Origin of the sequence: Methylobacterium sp. Leaf100, assembly GCF_001422845.1 — a bacterium.
Lineage (GTDB): Bacteria > Pseudomonadota > Alphaproteobacteria > Rhizobiales > Beijerinckiaceae > Methylobacterium.
The window spans coordinates 261,806-278,200 of record NZ_LMMW01000001.1; the positions used below are offsets into that span (position 1 = coordinate 261,806).

20 protein-coding genes are annotated in these 16,395 nt (G+C 71.2%); 10 read left to right on the forward strand and 10 right to left on the reverse strand.

All coding sequences use genetic code 11. The features are described from left to right. Positions 1-8 precede the first annotated feature (8 nt). The 3 genes from ASF25_RS01145 to ASF25_RS01155 all read left to right on the forward strand — a co-directional run bounded on the left by ASF25_RS01145 (position 9) and on the right by ASF25_RS01155 (position 1,480). Complete coding sequence (locus ASF25_RS01145; protein ID WP_156368809.1) at positions 9-500, forward strand: hypothetical protein; 492 nt, start codon at positions 9-11, stop codon at positions 498-500. Positions 501-625: 125 nt separating this feature from the next. Next, positions 626-1,027, forward strand: a complete 402-nt coding sequence (locus ASF25_RS01150; RefSeq protein ID WP_056087142.1) for a PTS sugar transporter subunit IIA — start codon at positions 626-628, stop codon at positions 1,025-1,027. 132 nt (positions 1,028-1,159) lie between these two features. After that, positions 1,160-1,480 (forward strand): HPr family phosphocarrier protein, encoded by a 321-nt coding sequence (locus tag ASF25_RS01155; protein WP_056172198.1) that lies wholly within the window; start codon positions 1,160-1,162, stop codon positions 1,478-1,480. Between the two features lie 159 nt (positions 1,481-1,639). Here ASF25_RS01155 and ASF25_RS01160 read toward each other — a convergent pair whose 3' ends face one another. The 3 genes from ASF25_RS01160 to ASF25_RS01170 form a co-directional block, all read right to left on the reverse strand. Then, positions 1,640-2,479, reverse strand: a complete 840-nt coding sequence (locus tag ASF25_RS01160) for a hypothetical protein (protein WP_056302757.1) — start codon at positions 2,477-2,479, stop codon at positions 1,640-1,642. 121 nt (positions 2,480-2,600) lie between these two features. Continuing rightward, positions 2,601-3,740 (reverse strand): GTP-binding protein, encoded by a 1,140-nt coding sequence (locus ASF25_RS01165; protein WP_056302759.1) that lies wholly within the window; start codon positions 3,738-3,740, stop codon positions 2,601-2,603. A 106-nt stretch (positions 3,741-3,846) separates the two neighbouring features. Further along, entirely contained in the window at positions 3,847-5,388 is a 1,542-nt protein-coding gene (locus tag ASF25_RS01170; RefSeq protein WP_056302761.1) for a serine hydrolase, read from the reverse strand. Between the two features lie 358 nt (positions 5,389-5,746). On the opposite strand from ASF25_RS01170, the gene queE reads away from it, so the two are divergent. Genes queE through queC form a run of 3 tightly spaced genes read left to right on the forward strand, consistent with a single transcriptional unit; the run spans position 5,747 to position 7,474 of the window. Next, the gene (gene queE / locus ASF25_RS01175; RefSeq protein WP_056302763.1) at positions 5,747-6,385 is read left to right on the forward strand and encodes a 7-carboxy-7-deazaguanine synthase; all 639 of its coding nucleotides are present in this window, start codon (positions 5,747-5,749) and stop codon (positions 6,383-6,385) included. Positions 6,386-6,407: 22 nt separating this feature from the next. Beyond that, positions 6,408-6,770, forward strand: a complete 363-nt coding sequence (queD, locus tag ASF25_RS01180) for a 6-carboxytetrahydropterin synthase QueD (RefSeq protein WP_056171917.1) — start codon at positions 6,408-6,410, stop codon at positions 6,768-6,770. Further along, on the forward strand, positions 6,767-7,474 hold the full coding sequence (gene queC / locus ASF25_RS01185) for a 7-cyano-7-deazaguanine synthase QueC (RefSeq protein ID WP_082502419.1): 708 nt from the start codon (positions 6,767-6,769) through the stop codon (positions 7,472-7,474). Before queD ends, queC begins: the two co-directional genes overlap by 4 nt. 57 nt (positions 7,475-7,531) lie before the next feature. On the opposite strand, the gene ASF25_RS01190 is transcribed toward queC, so the two are convergent. From ASF25_RS01190 to ASF25_RS01205, 5 genes are read right to left on the reverse strand one after another with little or no spacing between them, the layout of a single operon-like run. Beyond that, positions 7,532-7,828, reverse strand: coding sequence for an addiction module antidote protein (locus tag ASF25_RS01190; RefSeq protein WP_056302767.1), 297 nt, complete (start codon positions 7,826-7,828; stop codon positions 7,532-7,534). A gap of 4 nt (positions 7,829-7,832) precedes the next feature. Then, positions 7,833-8,123: a type II toxin-antitoxin system RelE/ParE family toxin gene (locus tag ASF25_RS21660; RefSeq protein WP_082502420.1), complete on the reverse strand. Its 291-nt coding sequence runs from the start codon at positions 8,121-8,123 to the stop codon at positions 7,833-7,835. A gap of 52 nt (positions 8,124-8,175) precedes the next feature. After that, the gene (locus ASF25_RS01195) at positions 8,176-8,646 is read right to left on the reverse strand and encodes a secondary thiamine-phosphate synthase enzyme YjbQ (protein WP_056302769.1); all 471 of its coding nucleotides are present in this window, start codon (positions 8,644-8,646) and stop codon (positions 8,176-8,178) included. Further along, entirely contained in the window at positions 8,643-10,535 is a 1,893-nt protein-coding gene (locus tag ASF25_RS01200) for a cisplatin damage response ATP-dependent DNA ligase (RefSeq protein WP_056302770.1), read from the reverse strand. The genes ASF25_RS01195 and ASF25_RS01200 overlap by 4 nt, the downstream gene beginning before the upstream one ends. Next, positions 10,532-11,572 carry a ligase-associated DNA damage response exonuclease gene (locus ASF25_RS01205; protein WP_056302772.1) on the reverse strand — a complete coding sequence of 347 codons (1,041 nt, stop codon included), beginning with the start codon at positions 11,570-11,572 and terminating at the stop codon, positions 10,532-10,534. The genes ASF25_RS01200 and ASF25_RS01205 overlap by 4 nt, the downstream gene beginning before the upstream one ends. 55 nt (positions 11,573-11,627) lie before the next feature. On the opposite strand from ASF25_RS01205, the gene ASF25_RS01210 reads away from it, so the two are divergent. Further along, positions 11,628-12,587, forward strand: coding sequence for a methyltransferase (locus ASF25_RS01210; RefSeq protein WP_056302774.1), 960 nt, complete (start codon positions 11,628-11,630; stop codon positions 12,585-12,587). A 269-nt stretch (positions 12,588-12,856) separates the two neighbouring features. Further along, positions 12,857-13,594 (forward strand): YoaK family protein, encoded by a 738-nt coding sequence (locus ASF25_RS01215; protein ID WP_056302776.1) that lies wholly within the window; start codon positions 12,857-12,859, stop codon positions 13,592-13,594. 19 nt (positions 13,595-13,613) lie between these two features. Here ASF25_RS01215 and arfB read toward each other — a convergent pair whose 3' ends face one another. Together arfB and ASF25_RS01225 are read right to left on the reverse strand one after the other, a co-directional pair. Beyond that, on the reverse strand, positions 13,614-14,036 hold the full coding sequence (arfB, locus tag ASF25_RS01220; protein WP_200927262.1) for an alternative ribosome rescue aminoacyl-tRNA hydrolase ArfB: 423 nt from the start codon (positions 14,034-14,036) through the stop codon (positions 13,614-13,616). A 24-nt stretch (positions 14,037-14,060) separates the two neighbouring features. Next, on the reverse strand, positions 14,061-14,336 hold the full coding sequence (locus ASF25_RS01225; protein ID WP_056302780.1) for a BolA family protein: 276 nt from the start codon (positions 14,334-14,336) through the stop codon (positions 14,061-14,063). 151 nt (positions 14,337-14,487) lie between these two features. On the opposite strand from ASF25_RS01225, the gene ASF25_RS01230 reads away from it, so the two are divergent. Together ASF25_RS01230 and cobS are read left to right on the forward strand one after the other, a co-directional pair. After that, positions 14,488-15,114: a DnaJ domain-containing protein gene (locus ASF25_RS01230; protein ID WP_056263650.1), complete on the forward strand. Its 627-nt coding sequence runs from the start codon at positions 14,488-14,490 to the stop codon at positions 15,112-15,114. A 281-nt stretch (positions 15,115-15,395) separates the two neighbouring features. Further along, positions 15,396-16,379: a cobaltochelatase subunit CobS gene (cobS, locus tag ASF25_RS01235; RefSeq protein ID WP_056171938.1), complete on the forward strand. Its 984-nt coding sequence runs from the start codon at positions 15,396-15,398 to the stop codon at positions 16,377-16,379. Positions 16,380-16,395: the final 16 nt, after the last annotated feature.

Below are 16,395 nucleotides of genomic sequence, written 5' to 3' on the forward strand. Positions count from 1 at the left end.
GCCGCGCGTTGGACGGGGAGACGATCCACGCCACCGGCCTCGCCCTCCGGGGCGCGGGCGTGATCGTCCGGGGCGCGTCGGGATCGGGCAAATCGACCCTCGCCCTGCTGCTCCTCGACCGGGCGGCCGCCCTCACCCTGCCGGCGGCCCTCATCGGCGACGACCGCATCCGGCTCGCCCGCGACGGCGACACCCTCCTGGCCCGGCGGCATCCGGCGCTCGGCGACGGGATCGAGGTGCGGGGCCTCGGCCTGTGCCGGGCCGTGGCGGTGACGGAGGCCCCGGTCCGCCTCGTGGTCGACCTCGTGGCGCGCCAACCGCGCCTGCCGGAGCCCGCGGCCCCGGCCCGGCTCCTCGGCCTCGCGCTCCCGCGCCTGGTCCTCGACCGGCGGCACCTGCGCTCCGGCCTCGGCCCCCGCCTCGTCCTCGACGCCCTGGCGGAGCTCGGGATCGGAGCCCCCGGGGCGATCCTTCGGATGCCGAGGCCAAGCGAACCGTAGCGCGGGGGCCACCATCGTGGCATGATCATGACGTTCGGGCCTACAAAACGTCGCGATCACCTTGCGCTCGACCTTGCGCTGCACAAGATGGCGGCTCCGCTCACAGGGCGTTGGAATCCGCGTCGATGATTGGAATGGTGCTCGTCACCCACGGGCTGCTCGCGACGGAGTTCAAGGCTGCCCTTGAACACGTGGTCGGGCCGCAGAAGCAGATCGAGACCATCACGATCGGGCCCGAGGACGACATGGAATTGCGGCGGCTCGACATCATGACCGCCGTCGGCCGGGTGAACTCCGGCAAGGGCGTCGTCGTGCTCACGGACATGTTCGGCGGCACGCCCTCGAACCTCGCCCTGTCGTGTATGAACGGCGGTCAGGTCGAGGTGGTGGCGGGCATCAACCTGCCCATGCTGATCAAGCTCGCCAGCGTGCGCGACGCCGAACCCCTCGGCGACGCGGTGCTCCACGCCCAGGAGGCGGGCCGCAAGTACATCAATGTCGCCTCGCGGGTCCTGGCGGGCAAGTAGGGCGAGCGCGGGTCGAGGCCGATTCGAACGTCGGCTTGCCTTCCTAACGCCTTCACAAGGGCCTACAGGCCATCGTGACGGATCCGGTGCCGGCCAACGGGGCGCGGCGGATCGGGAATGGCGACCAAGCGCATGATCGACGACGAGGATTCCGACGCGGCCCTTCCCCCCGTCCCCGAGGGCGGCCTGCTGCGGGTGCTGCCCATCGTCAATCGGCGCGGCCTGCACGCCCGAGCCTCAGCGAAGTTCGTCCAGACCGTCGAGCGCTACGACGCCGTCGTCACCGTCACCCGCTCGGGCGAGACCGTGGGCGGGCGCTCCATCATGGGCCTGCTCACCCTCGGTGCGGCCCAGGGCACCACCATCGCGGTGGTGGTCTCCGGCCCGGACGCGGATGCCAGCCTCCAGGCCATCACCGACCTCCTGGCGAACAAGTTCGGCGAGGACGAGTAGGCGCCGCCGGCGCTTGGTCCTCACGAGYAGGYGCCTGCGGCGCCCGGCTCTCACGAGCAGGTGCCTGCGGCGCCCGGCTCTCACGAGCAGGTGCCTGCGGCGCCCGGCTCTCACGMGCAGGTGCCTGCGCACGCGCAGGTGCCTGCGGCGGCTTGGCCCTCACGCCGACCGGTCGAGGCGCCGGCGCCCCGCCATGCCCTCGGCCGCACGCCGCCAGACCACCGCCTGAAGGCCGGTTCCGAGGATCAGGCTGGCGGCGACGACTTGGCCGTCCCGGCGGGTGAGGTCGACGGCGCATTGACGGCGCTCGGCGAACAGGCGCGTCACCACCCGGACCAGGGTCGCCTCGCACGGGTCGCCGATGATCGGCGCCGCCGCATGAGCGGCATCGAGGCCCAAGAATTCCTCCACGGCGTCGCGGATGCGGTGCGGCTCGGCGATGCGCTCCCGCACCGACGCGCCGGCTCCGCCGACAGCGAGGATGTGGTGCGCCGGGATCCGCACGGCCTCCGCCACCGGCCGGAGGGCCGGACCGACGGTTGTCGGACCCGTGGAAGCGAGGTCGAGGCTGGCGCCGCGGCGCAGGGTCTCGAGGCGTTCCAACAGCGCGGCGCGGATCGCCCCGGCGAACCGGGGGTCGAGGGCCGGGGCGCCGGCGTGCCCGTGCGGCTGCCAGACGGCGAACCGCCCCTTGCCCCAGACCGGATGCGGCACCGTGAGGGGGATCGCGGCATGGAGCGTACGCCGCGCGCCCTCCCCGGCCGAGACCAGGGCGACCGTCACCGTGCGTCCGTCGGAAAGGTGCCGGGCCGCGGTCAGGAGATAATCGGGATCGGAGAAGACCGGGTCCGCCGCGCCCGTCCGGGTCAGGAGGGCGCGCCAGCCCGCCACGGCCTCGGGCGCGACCTCTCCCGGCCGGCACAGATCGACCTGCCAGGGTCCGGCCTCGGGTGCCATGCCCGCCCCGCCCATGATCACCGTGAAGCGCCGTTTCACCATTTCGCACCGATCCCAAGCGGCGTCCCGTTTCGGGACGAACCGGCACCCTGCAGGGCGCCCTTTGGTCCATCGGTCCAAGATCGATGCCGGGCGGATATGCCCCGCATCGGGCCGCGGGGTGTCAGCCGCCCGGGATCGCCAGGGGGTTGTTGGTCAGCGCGGTCATGTCGGGCGCGTCGATGCGCGGGCGGCCCAGGAAGGCGTCCCACAGGCCGGTGACGAAAGCCGGATCGAGGTCGCGCACGATGAGGACGAGGCGCGAGCGCCGGTCGTCGTCGGGCCAGGCGTCGAGGTGCACGGGGGCGTGGACGATGTGCTGCACGCCGTGCACCACCACGGGGTTGTCCGGCGCGTCGGAGAGGGCCACCAGCCCCTTGAGGCGCAGGAGCTTGGGGCCGTGGGCCGAGCGCACGAGGTCGAGGAACATCTCGAACCGGGCGCGCGGCACCGGCACGTCGTGGGTCAAGGTGAAGGCCCGGATCGCCGCGTCGTGCCGGTTCACGTCGTGATGATGATGGCCGTGCCCGTGGTCGTTCGCGTGATCATGGTGGTGGTGCGCCGCCACGGCCTCTACCCCGAGCCACGCGGCCACATCGGCGCTCTTGCCGGCGAGGCCGAAGAAGCCGCCGAGAAGGTCGGCCGGGGCGACGTCGGCGCCGTCGATGGGGGCGGCCGGGTTGAGGGCACGCAGGCGGGCGACGAGGGCGTCGGTGCCTCCCTCCGCCAGGTCCGCCTTGGTCAGCACCAGCCGGTCGGCCACCGCCGCCTGCCGGACGGCCTCCGGGTGCGCGTCGAGGGTCGCGTCGCCGTTGACCGCGTCCACCACCGTGACGACGCCCTGCAGGCGGTACCGGATCACCAGGTAGGGATGGTAGATCAGGGCGTGGAGGATCGGGGCCGGGTCGGCGAGGCCCGTGGTCTCGATGACCACGCGGCGGAACGGCGGGATGCGGCCGTTGTCGCGCTTGCGCAGCAGGTCTTCGAGGGTGGCGATGAGGTCGCCCCGCACGGTGCAGCACAGGCAGCCGGCGCCGAGGAGGATCATGTCCTCGTCCACCGTCTCGATGAGGAGATGGTCGAGGCCGATCTCGCCGAACTCGTTGACGATCACCACGGTGTCGGCGAGCGCGGGATCCCGCAGCATCCGATTGAGCAGGGTGGTCTTGCCGGCCCCGAGGAAGCCCGTGAGAACTGTCAGGGGGATCGGCGCGGGCGCGCGCGGATCGGTGGGCGAGAGGACGGAAGCGGGGGATGCAGTCATGGGGATGGCCTAACCCGGCGCGCGCCGGGGCTCAATCGCCCCGATACCGAGGCTCGACCGCTCCGATGCCGGGGCTTGGCCCCAGCCGTGGGGGAAGCCCCCGGCGTTACTCGTCGTCGCCGGCCTTCGCCGGGCGGGCCGCCTGCTTCGGCTTGACGACCGGCTTGGTCGCTGGCTTGGCGACCGGCTTGATCTCGACCTTCGCCTCGGGCTTGCCCCCCTTCGGCGCCGTCTTTCCGGCGGGGGTGGTCACCTTGAGCTTCGGCGCGCCCTCCAAGACCGGCGTCGACTCGACGGGGGCATAGGCGCTCGCCGTCGACGGGACTGTGGACTTGCCGCGCGCCAGGGCCTTCTTCGACTCGGGCGTCTTGCCGTTGACCTTCTTGGCATCGGGGTGCTTCGGGTCCGATTTCGCTTGCGCCTGACGGGCCTCCTTCGCCGCCTCGCGGCGGGCCGCGAGGGTGTCGAGGCGGGCCTTGCGGGCGGCGGCCTGCGTCTGGGCGCGCTCGGCCTTGTCGGCTTCCGCCTGGGCGTTGAGGACGATGGCGCCCTCGGCCGGATTGCGGCCGATCCACACGGGAATAGGCTGGAGCGGGGCGCGGGCCGGCAGGGCACGGCCCCGCATGGCGCCGTTGTTGAGGGTGGCGAGCGCCAGGGCCGAACCGGGGAGCGCCGCCGCGGCGAGGATCTGGGCGTTGGAGCTGTCGGTGTTGCCCGCGATGGCGCCCGGGCCCTCGTCCACCGGCATGGGCTTCTTCCGGTCGCAGATGTAGGGGCGCAGGTCCGGCGGCTCGGCGATGGCGGAGGTCGGCAGGGCGTCGAGGGTCTGGGCCGTCCAGCCGGCGGACTGGCCGAAGCCGTAATCGAACAGGTCGGAGGCCTTGAGGTCGCGCTCGCGGGCGCTCGGCTGGCCCATGACCACGGTGATGAGGCGGCGCCCGTTGCGGGTGGCGCTCGACACCACGTTGAACCCACCCGCGCAGATGAAGCCGGTCTTCATGCCGTCGGCCCCGGCGTAGCGCCCGAGCAGGCCGTTGTGGTTGGCCATGATCGACTTGCCGAACTGGATCGCCGAGATGGAGAACAGACCGCGATTGTCGGGAAAGTCGCGGATGAGCGCGCGGCCGAGGATCGCCATGTCGCGGGCCGTGGTCCATTGCCGGGCGTCGGGCAGGCCGTTGGGGTTGGTCCACCGGCTCTCGCGCATGCCGATGCGCTGGGCGGTCTCGTTCATCATCGCGGAGAAGCCGTCGATGGAGCCGCCGAGATTCTCGCCGATGGCCCAGGCGACGTCGTTGGCCGACTTCACCATGATGATCTTCAGGGCGTTGTCGAGGGTGAGTTGCGTGCCCGGCCGGAAGCCCATCTTCGAGGGCGGCTCGGCGGCGGCGGCGGGCGAGATGGTGAGGAGCGAATCCAGCGAGACCTTGCCCTGGCGCACGAGGTCGAGGGCGACGTAGACGGTCATCAGCTTGGTGATGGAGGCGGGAAACCACGGGTCGGTGGCACCCTGCGCGTAGATCACCTTGCCGGAATCCACCTCGACGACGAGGATCGGCGCGGTCACCGCGCCGGCGGAACTCGCACCGAGCAGTCCCACGCACGCCGTGAAACCAAAGGCGAGACGCCTCAACAACGGGTTCGACATCGGGCCTGTCTCGGAAAGGTCCAGTCCGGCTCGATGGACATCGAACCCGGCGGACATGTTGGGGGCAACGGCAAAGCTCGGGCGAGGGTCCCCGCCATTCGGATGCCACCAACCCGGCCTCCGTGGCGAGAGCATGGCGAAGGGTTTCGCAGCGCACAGGCCAGCCGCGCTCGCGTGGATGGGCTGGGTGTTTTCCATGAAGCAGGCGCAGCGATCGTGAGGCCGACGGCCGGCCCGTCTTCCCGCGATACGGCATCCGCGCGGTTCGGTGTGGCCTCGCGGGCGCGGCGGGCCTATGTGCAGGGCCTCATTCGGGAACATCGGGCGCGGCGCTTGGCGAGGGGCGCCCCGGAACAGCATGGCTTACGCGGTCAAGGAACTCTTCCACACCCTCCAGGGCGAAGGCGCGCAGGCGGGCCGGGCGGCGGTGTTCTGCCGGTTCACCGGCTGCAACCTGTGGTCCGGCCGCGAGCAGGACCGCGCCGAGGCGGCCTGCCGGTTCTGCGACACCGATTTCCTCGGCATGGACGGCGAGGGCGGCGGCCGGTTCGCCACGCCGGACGCCCTCGCGGACGCCATCGCCACGACCTGGACCGGCGGGCCGCACCATCGCTACGTGGTGTTCACGGGCGGCGAGCCCCTGCTCCAGCTCGATCCCGCCCTCATCGCGGCGGTGCATGCCCGTGGGTTCGAGATCGCGGTCGAGACCAACGGCACCCTGGCCGCCCCCGAGGGGATCGACTGGATCTGCGTCAGCCCCAAGGCCGGCAATCCCCTGGTGCAGCGCACGGGCCATGAACTCAAGCTCGTCTATCCACAGGCGGAGGCCGCGGCCGATCCCGCGCATTTCGCGGATCTGCCCTTCCGCCACCATTGGCTCCAGCCCATGGACGGGCCGGCGCGCCTCGCCAACACGCAGGCGGCCGTCGAGTACTGTCGGAGCGACGCGCGCTGGCGGCTCTCGCTCCAGACCCACAAGATCATCGGAATCCCCTAGCGAGCCGTGTAGATTGCGACCCATGAAGATCACCCAAGCCTTCACCTTCGAGGCGGCCCACCGCCTGCCGAACGTACCCGAGACCCATCGCTGCCACCGCATGCACGGGCATTCCTACCGGGTGGAGCTGACGCTCACCGGCGCCGTCGATCCCGACACCGGCTGGGTGGTGGATTTCTTCGACGTGGAGCACGCCTTCGCCCCCGTGCTGCTACAGCTCGACCATTACTGCCTCAACGACATCGAAGGTTTGGAGAACCCCACCGCCGAGCACATCGCCGCCTGGATCTGGGCCCGCACCAAGGCGGCCCTGCCGGCCCTGTCCTCCGTAAAGGTCTACGAGACGCCGATGTCCTGGGCGGAATACGAAGGCGAGACCCGGTGAGCCACGACGGCGCCCTGGTCCTGTTCTCGGGCGGCCAGGATTCGGCCACCTGCCTCGCCTGGGCGCTCGACCGCTTCCCCCACGTCGAGACCCTGGGCTTCGAATACGGCCAGCGCCACCGGATCGAGCTCGACGGCCGGGCCGCCCTGCGGGACGGCATGACGGCCCTGAACCCGGGCTGGGGCCAGCGCCTCGGCGACGACCACACCCTCGACCTCGCGGCGCTCGGCGCCGTGTCCGACACGGCGCTCACCCGCGACACCGCGATCGCCCTGGCGGCGGACGGCCTGCCCAACACCTTCGTGCCGGGCCGCAACCTGCTGTTCCTCACCTTCGCGGCGGCTTTGGCCTACCGGCGTGGCCTGCGCCACATCGTCGGCGGCATGTGCGAGACGGATTATTCCGGCTACCCCGATTGCCGCGACGACACGATCAAGGCCCTGCAGGTGGCCCTCAACCTCGGCATGGACCGCCGCTTCGTCCTCCACACGCCCCTCATGTGGATCGACAAGGCCGCGACCTGGGCGCTGGCCGAAACCCTCGGCGGCCGCCCCCTCGTCGACCTCGTCGTGGAGGACAGCCACACCTGCTACCTCGGCGAGCGGGGCGCGCGGCATGATTGGGGCTACGGGTGCGGGACCTGCCCGGCCTGCGACCTGCGGGCGAAGGGGTATCGGGCGTTCGTCGCGGAGAGGACGGGCTGACGCAGCGTCAGCAAATCCTGACGCATGACTCCGGTCGGAAGGAACGAGCAGCGCCGATCAAGCCGGCGCGACGGCAGGGTCGGTCGTCGGTTGCCGGCCCAGCGCCTTCAGGACCTTCGCGACCGTTTCGGCACCCGGTTTTCCCTCGTCGGCGATCATCTCAAACAACGTCTCCCGGGGTAGTCCGAGCTCCCGGGCGACCTGCGTCATGGCCCGCGCCCGCGCCACGACCCCGATCGTGTCACGGACCAGAGCAGGATCGCCGTCTTCGAGGACGGCTTCGATATAGAAGGCGATGTCTTCCTCGGTCTTGAGGTGCTCCGCCGTATCATACGGGAACGTCGCGAGGGGCATTGCCCTACTCCTGGTGTGCCAAGGCGTGTGCGGCGCGAATATCGTTCGACTGGGTCGATTTATCGCCGCCGCAGAGCAGAATAACCAGATCGCTTCCGCGTCGCGAAAAATAGACCCTGTACCCTGGACCGTAATCGATCCGCATCTCGCTGATCCCCCCACCGACGGGTCGGACGTCGCCCGGATTACCGAGACGCAAGCGATCGAGACGCATTTCGATCCGCGCGGCGGCGCGGCGATCTCGAAGCGCATCGAGCCAATGCCCGAAAATGATCGTCCGGCGGATTTCAGGCATCGGCGATCGTCGTTGCCAGGAGGAACGCCTTCAAGCGCCTGGGTTGTACGAACTATCCTCCCACAACCGCCAGAACAACCTCCCGCCGGTGCGGCCGGTCGCGGTGCTCGATGAGATAGATGCCCTGCCAGGTGCCCAGCGCGAGGCGGGCGTCCAGCACCGGCACGGCGAGGCTCGCATCCGTCACCAGGGTGCGGATATGGGCCGGCATGTCGTCCGGTCCCTCGCTGCCGTGCACGTAGGCGCCGTGGCGCGGGGCGAACCCGTCGAGGGCGGTCATGAGGTCGGTCTGCACGTCCGGGTCGGCGTTCTCCTGGATGGTCAGGGAGGCCGAGGTGTGCCGGCAGAACACCGTCAGCACGCCGTGCGCGACGCCGCTGCGGGCCACGAACGCGGCGACGCGTCCGGTGATGTCGGTGAAGCCGGGGCCCTCCGTCGCCACCACGAGGCGGGCGCTCGCCTGCCGGCTCACCGGGCCCGCCCGGAAGCCGTCGAGTTCGCCGATGCGGGCGCCACGGGTCATGAGGGGATCTCCAGGGTGGCGCCCGGGGCGATCTCGCTCGTCCCCCGGGCCAGGATGGTTTCGAGGAGGGCGATGCGATCGGCCTCCGCCGCCGGCTTGTCCCAGCGGATGCGGTGGACGCGGGGGAAGCGGAGCGCGACGCCCGACTTGTGCCGGGTCGAGCGCTGCACCCCCTCGAAGGCGATCTCCAGCACCAGCCCCTCGTCGAGGCCGTACGCGACCTCGCGCACGGGGCCGAAGCGCTTGGTGGTGTGGTTGCGGACGTAGCGGTCGAGCTTGGCCAGTTCCGCGTCGGTGAAGCCGTGATAGGCCTTGCCCACGGGCACCAGTTCGAGGCTGCCGTCCGCGCGGGGGCGCCAGACGCCGAAGGTGTAGTCCGAATAGAACGACGAGCGCTTCCCGTGGCCGCGCTGGGCGTACATCATCACGGCGTCGACGAGGTGGGGCTCGCGCTTCCACTTCCACCACGGCCCCTTGGGGCGGCCGGGCAGGTAGGGGCTGTCGCGCAGCTTCAGCATCACGCCCTCGATGGCGTCGGCATCCTCCCCCGCCCCGACCGCACCGGGGTCGGCGCGCGCCTCGGCGAGGTCCTCCCAGGTGGCGAAGGGCACGAGGGGTGAGAGATCGATGCGGGCGTGGTCGAGGGCGCCGACGAACGTCTCCAGCCGCGCCCGGCGCTCGGCGAAGGGCAGCGGGCGCAGGTCCGCGCCCTCCGCCGTGAGGAGGTCGTAGGCCCGGACATGGGCGGGGAATTCCTCCAGGAGCTTCGGGGTCACCGCCTTGCGGTTGAGGCGCTGCTGCAGGACGTTGAAGCTCTGGACGCGGGATTCCTTCAGGATCAGCAATTCGCCGTCCAGCGTGCCCGTGAAGGTGATGGCTTGGGCCAGATCCGGAAACGCGTCGGTGATGTCCTCGCCCGTGCGCGAATAGACCCGCGCGACCTGCACGCCGGCCTCGTCGCGCCCGCCGGACAGCTGGACGCGGATGCCGTCCCACTTCCACTCGCCCGAGAACGCCGCCGGATCGAGTTTTTCGAAGTCCGTCTCGGCGTCGATGGGGTGCGACAGCATCGGCGGCCGGAACGGCGCCGGGTTCAGCGTCGTCGGACGCTCGGCCCTCCCCTCGACCCAGGCGAACAGGCTCAGGTACGGCGGCACCATCCCGTGCCAGACCTCCTCCACCGCGTCGGCCTCGTGGCCGCCGAGCGCCCCCACGGCGGTCTTGGCCAGACGCGCCGAGACGCCGACGCGCAAGGCCCCGGTGATGAGCTTGAGGAGCGCCCAGCGCCCGGTCTCGTCGAGGGCGTCGAGCCACTCGGCGAGGCGGGCCGGCAAATCGGCCTTCTTCACGGTGGCGAGGGTCTCAACCACCTCCGACAGGGTCGGGATGTGGGGCGGCGGGTTGTTGTGGCCGGGACCAACCCCTCTCCCCGCCTGCGGTGAGAGGGCTCTGTCGACCTCGTCGTCGGCAGAGCGAGGCGGCAGCCGCGGGTGAGGGGGCGCCGTCGGACGTGGCACATCCGGAGACACCCCCTCACCCTCGCCCCTCGGGCTTGCCGCGCCGACGCCAAGGTCGTCGCGGCCCTCTCCCCGCCCGGCGGGGAGAGGGGAAGCGGCGGAGCTCGGCCAGATCAGCGCCGTGGTCTCGGCGAGATCGCCGACGTAGTTGTGCGACAGGGCGAACAGCACCGGATCGACCCGCGCCTCCACCAGCCCGCGGATCATCGCGGGCTTCGCCTCGCGAAAGGTCAGGTTGCCGGTCATGGCCGCGAGGGCGAAGCCGCGTTCGGGGTCGGGGGTCCGCGAAAGGTAGTCCTGCAGCAGGCGCAGTTTGGCGTTGCGGCGCGGCTCGTAGGCGAGGCGGTCGAGGAGCTGGGCGAAGTGGTTCACGCGGCGACCTCCGCGACGCCCGGCTCGGCCTCGCCGTCGTCGCCGTAGCCCAGCAGGTGCAGGGGCTTGGCCTTGATCCCCTGCGTCCCGCACCAATGCACCAGGGCGTCCTCCTGCCCGTGGGTCACCCAGACCTCCCCGGCCCCGGTCTCCCGGATCGTGCGGCAGAGGTCGGGCCAGTCGGAATGGTCGGAGATGCACAGGGGGAGTTCGGCGCCCTTCTGGCGGGCACGGGCGCGCACCCGCATCCAGCCCGACGCGAAGGAGGCGACGGGATCGGGGAATTTTCGCGACCACACGTCCTGGATGGCGGAGGGCGGGCACAGCACGATGGCGCCGTGGAGTTTTCCGCGCTCGGCCGCGACGACCTTGGGGGTCTCGCCAAGCGGAATCCCCTCCTGCTTGTACAGCTCCGTCAACTTCTCCATGGCGCCGTGGAGGTAGATCGGCCGGTCGTAGCCGGCCTGCCGCAGGAGGGCCATCACCCGCTGGGCCTTGCCGAGCGCGTAGGCGCCGACGATGTGGGCGCGCTCGGGGAACAGCGCCACGGAATCGAGGAGCTTCTGCACCTCGTCCCGGGTGTCGGGCATGCGGAACACCGGCAGGCCGAAGGTCGCCTCGGTGATGAACACGTCGCAGGGCATGACCTCGAAGGGCAGGCAGGTCGGATCGGGCGCGCGCTTGTAGTCGCCCGAGACCACGACGCGCACACCCCGCGCCTGGATCGCGATCTGGGCCGAGCCGAGGACGTGCCCGGCGGGGGCGAAGCGGACGGTGACGTCGCCGACGCGGATATCCTCCCCCAGGCGCGCCTCCTGACGGGCCTCGCAGAAATCCTCGCCGTAGCGCACGGCCATGATCCGCAGGGTCTGGCCCGTGGCGAGCACCTGCCCGTGCCCGGCACGGGCGTGGTCGGCGTGGCCGTGGGTGATCAGGGCCCGGGGCACGGGCCAAGTCGGATCGACGTGGAAATCGCCGAGGGGGCAATACAGCCCCTCGCGGGTCAGGGTGAGGAGATCGCTGGCGCTGAAGGTCATCGGCGCGGCATATAGGGCGCCCGATCCCCGAGCGAAGCGGCCACCCCCACCCAGCATGTCACGCCCCTCCGGTTCCGGCGAGTTCCTCGCCGACAGACGCTACGCCTACGCCGAGGGGTGCCTGGCCGAGGGCGATGCCCTGGGGGCCGCCGAGATGGCGGAGCAGACCCTGGAGATCGCGCCCCGCTACGCCCCGGCCTGGTTTCTCCTCGGCCGGGCGCGGGAGGCCCGCTACGTCACCCACGGCGACCTCCGCGACCACCACGCGGCGCTGCGGGCCTACGCGGCGGCCCTCGACCTCGACCCCGACGATACGCAGGGCGCCCGCCTCGCCCTGGCGCAGATCGGCGCGGGCCGCCGGGAGGACGGCGACGGCGACGTTCTGGGCGCGATCTCCCCGGCCTACATCCGTGCCCTGTTCGACGCCTACGCGTCTCGGTTCGAGCGCCACCTCGTGGACGACCTCGCCTACCGGGCCCCCGAACTCCTCGTCGCGGCCCTCGATCGCCTGCCGGACGCACCGGCGGTCTACGACACCGTGCTCGACCTCGGCTGCGGCACCGGCCTCGTGGGCGCGGCCCTGGGCGACCGGGCGCGCCACCTCACGGGCATCGACCTTTCGCCCCTCATGCTGGCCGAGGCCGCACGGGGGAAGCGCTACGCCCGCCTCGTCGAGGCCGACCTCGTGGCCGGCCTCGCGGCGGAGCGGCCGGCCGGGACCGACCTCGTCACCGCCGCCGACGTGATGATCTATGTCGGCGGCCTCACCGGCCTCCTCGACGGGGCCGCAACAATCCTGCGGCCGGGTGGGCGCCTCGGCTTCAGCGTGCAATCCCATGCGGGCGACGGCCTCGTGCTCGGCGCGGACGCCCGCTACGCCCATGGCGACGCCCTGGTGGAACGGGCCGTGGCGCGGGCCGGCCTCGTCCTCGAATGCCTCGCCCCCGCGACCCTCCGGCGCGAACGCGGCCTGCCCGTTCCGGGACGCATCGTCGTCGCCCGCCGGCCCGGCTGATCCGGTCCGGATCCCGGGCGAGTTCGGATCACGGGCGAGGGTGGGTCGCCGGCAAGCCGGATCACGCGAACGTCAGCCGATCATCCCGTCCCCGTGAGGCGGAACGGTGGACAGGTGCCGCACGGCACGCCATGGCCAGATTCGACGACACCCCGGAATCCCATTGCGCGCCCGGGCGCGTATGGGGACCGGCAATCCCGCGTCGTGGCGCCGTCCCTGCGTCGGGCCGTTTCCCTGCCCCTCCCCGGGGCCGATCCTCTGGAGATTCCATGGCAGACCCGCAGAGCAAGGCGTTTCCCGCCAGCGCGCGAACGCGCATCCCGTTCGCCCTCGCCCTCTCGGCCGTGGCGGGCTGCGCCGATTCCATCGGCTTCCTCGAGTTCTCGCAGCTGTTCATGTCGTTCATGAGCGGGAACACCACGCGGTTCGGCGTGTCTGTCAGTCGTTTCGACTGGGAGAGCACCTCGCGCGTCGCCTCCGTCATCATCCTGTTCTGCTTCGGCGCCTTCGCGGGCACGCTCATCGCCGCCTGGGTCGGGCGCTGGCGCCTGTCCGTGCTGCTGCTGCTCCAGGCGGTGCTGCTCACCATCGGGCTGATCATCCCGCACGGCACCTTCGCGTTCCCGCTCCACGCCTATCCCATCGTCATCGCGCTCGGCCTGCAGAACGCGACCCTGCAGGACGAGGGCGGCCGCAGCCTGGCGCTCACCTACGTCACCGGCGCGGTGGTGCGGTTCGGAACCGGGCTCGCCAACCTGCTCCTCGGCGTGGTGGCGCCGTCGTTCTGGATCCAGGCGCCCCTGTGGGCGGCGCTCAGCACCGGCGCGGTCATCGGCGGCGTGCTGCAGATGTATTACGGCGAGGACGCGTTCCTGTTTCCGGCGGCCGTGGCGGCGCTGCTCGCCGTGATCGCCCTGGTGCTCACCATCGCCAAGCCCGGCAGCCCCTACGTCAGCGGCGAGGTCGAGCACCATCCGCCGGACGGCACCGCCGCCCCGACGCCCTGAGGCCGGCGGGGGGCGGGGATCACCCGTCGCCCCGGTCCCCACGCAGGCGCTTGGTGTCGCCGCGCTTCGACTTCTCGTCGAGGCGCCGCTTCTTCGAGGCCAGCGTCGGGCGCGTGGCCCGGCGCGGGGTCGGCGGCACGGCGGCCTCCGCCACCAGGGCGGCGAGGCGCTCGCGGGCATCGGCCCGGTTGCGGTCCTGGGTCCGGTGCTGCTGGGCCGAGATGACGATGATGCCGTCCAGCGTCAGGCGCCGGCCGGCGAGCCGCATCAGCCGCACCGCGACGGCGTTGGGCAGGGACGGCGAGCGCCGCGCATCGAAGCGCAGCTGCACCGCGGTGGACAGCTTGTTGACGTTCTGCCCGCCGGGCCCCGAGGCGCGCACGAAGCTCTCCTCCAGCTCCGCTTCGTCGATGCTGATCTGGGGCGTGCACTGAAGCGCCACGGCGACGATCTCCGGTCCGTTCGGTCAGGCGGCCTCGGACGGCGTCCGCGCCCGCACCGCCAGGGCGTGCAGGCCGCGCTTGAACGCCGGATCGAGGGCGCCGTTGACGATGCGGTGGCGCTCGACCCGGCTCTTGCCGTCGAAGGCCGCCGAGACGACATCCAGTCTGAAATGGGTCTCGCCCTCGGGCCGCGCCCCGGCATGGCCCGCATGCAGGTGCGATTCGTCGATCACGTCGAGATGCGTCGGCGCGAGCGCGGATCGCAGGGTCTCGTCGATCCAGTCCCTCATGGTCGTCATGGTGCGGTCTCCTTCCGGGCGAATGATGTCGCGTTCGGGGCTCGCCCGTTCGGGGGCTCGGCCGCCGCTCCCGTCAACCCCCGATGGCCGCATGCGGCATCAGGCCCGGTGCTCTTGTGTCTGCGACCCGCCCTCTCATAATCGCCCCATCATGGATCTCAACTCGCCCCTGTTCGACAGCATCCGCATCAAGCGCACCTGCGACGAGCCCAAGAAGGCGTCGGCGCAGGGCTGCGACACGCCCGGCTGCCAGAACCCCGGGCTCTACCGCGCCCCCAAGGGCCGGAAGGCGGAGGGGCAGTACTGGCGCTTCTGCATGGACCACGTGAAGGCCTACAACGCCACGTACAACTACTTCGACGGCATGAACGACGCCGCCGTGCAGGCCTTCCAGAAGGACGCCATCATCGGCCATCGCCCGACCTGGGCCATGGGGGTGAACCCCGCCACCGCCGCGGCGAAGCCGAAGCCCGAGGCCACGCGCGACTGGGCCTATGTCGATCCCCTCGACATCCTGCGCGCCGAGGGCGTCGGCGAGACCGCCCGGCGCAAGCGCGCGCCCGAGCCGCGCCGGCCGCGCCATTCCTCGGCCACCCTCAAGGCCCTCGACGTCCTCGGGCTCGACGAGAACGCCGATTCGGCGGCCATCAAGGCGCAGTACAAGGTGCTGGTGAAGCGCTTCCACCCCGACGCCAACGGCGGCGACCGCTCGTTCGAGGAGCGCCTGCGCGACATCATCCGCGCCCACGACGCCCTGCGCGCCGCCGGGTTGTGCTGAGAGCGGCACGAACCCTGCGTGGATTTTCGGGATCCGGTCGGATTTGCAGGTCTGGTCGGATTTGCAGGTCTGGTCGGCCCGGGCCTGGGCGGCAATCGGCGCGCGGCGCCCTATATCGTGCCCGACCACGTCTCTTTCGTGTGGCATCCACCCTTGGCGTCCCCCGGCGCCGTCCCCTAGATGACGGGGCGAAAGCGGCTCCGCGCGCGTCGCGCCCCTCTCGCCCGACACAGCCCCCCGCGTGTTCCGGTCCCGCCGGCGCCCGCTCCACGAGGTCCCGTATGCTCTCTGACGTCTCGCCCGCCTCGCTGCCCGACCGGACCGTCTCCGTGCGCGAGGCCTTCGGCATCGACCTCGACCTCATGGTTCCGGCCTTCACGAAGACCGACGAGCATGTGCCCGACCTCGACCCGGACTACATCTTCGACCGGGAGACCACCCTGGCGATCCTGGCGGGCTTCGCCCGCAACCGCCGCGTCATGGTCACGGGCTATCACGGCACCGGCAAGTCGACCCATATCGAGCAGGTCGCCGCCCGCCTGAACTGGCCCTGCATCCGGATCAACCTCGACAGCCACGTCTCGCGCATCGATCTCGTCGGCAAGGATGCCATCGTGCTACAGGAGGGCAAGCAGATCACCGCCTTCCAGGACGGCATCCTGCCCTGGGCCCTGCAGAACAACGTCGCCCTGGTGTTCGACGAGTACGATGCCGGCCGGCCCGACGTGATGTTCGTGATCCAGCGCGTCCTCGAACTCTCCGGCCGCCTGACCCTGCTGGACCAGAAGCGGGTCATCCGCCCGCACCCGGCCTTCCGGCTGTTCGCCACCGCCAACACCGTGGGCCTCGGCGACACCTCGGGCCTCTATCACGGCACCCAGCAGATCAATCAGGGCCAGATGGACCGTTGGTCCATCGTCACCACCCTCAACTACCTGCCCCACGACCGCGAGGTCGACATCGTCCTGTCCAAGGCCCTGCACTACCAGCGCGACGGCGGCCGCGAGATCGTCAGCAAGATGGTGCGCGTGGCCGATCTGACCCGCAATGCGTTCATGAACGGCGACCTGTCGACGGTCATGAGCCCCCGCACGGTCATCACCTGGGCCGAGAACGCCGACATCTTCCAGGATATCGGCTTCGCCTTCCGGGTGACGTTCCTCAACAAGTGCGATGAGCTGGAGCGCACCCTCGTGGCGGAATTCTACCAGCGCGCCTTCGGCAAGGACCTGCCCGAGAGCGCCTCGAACGTGGCCCTGAGCTAGGGAATCTTTGGCGGAG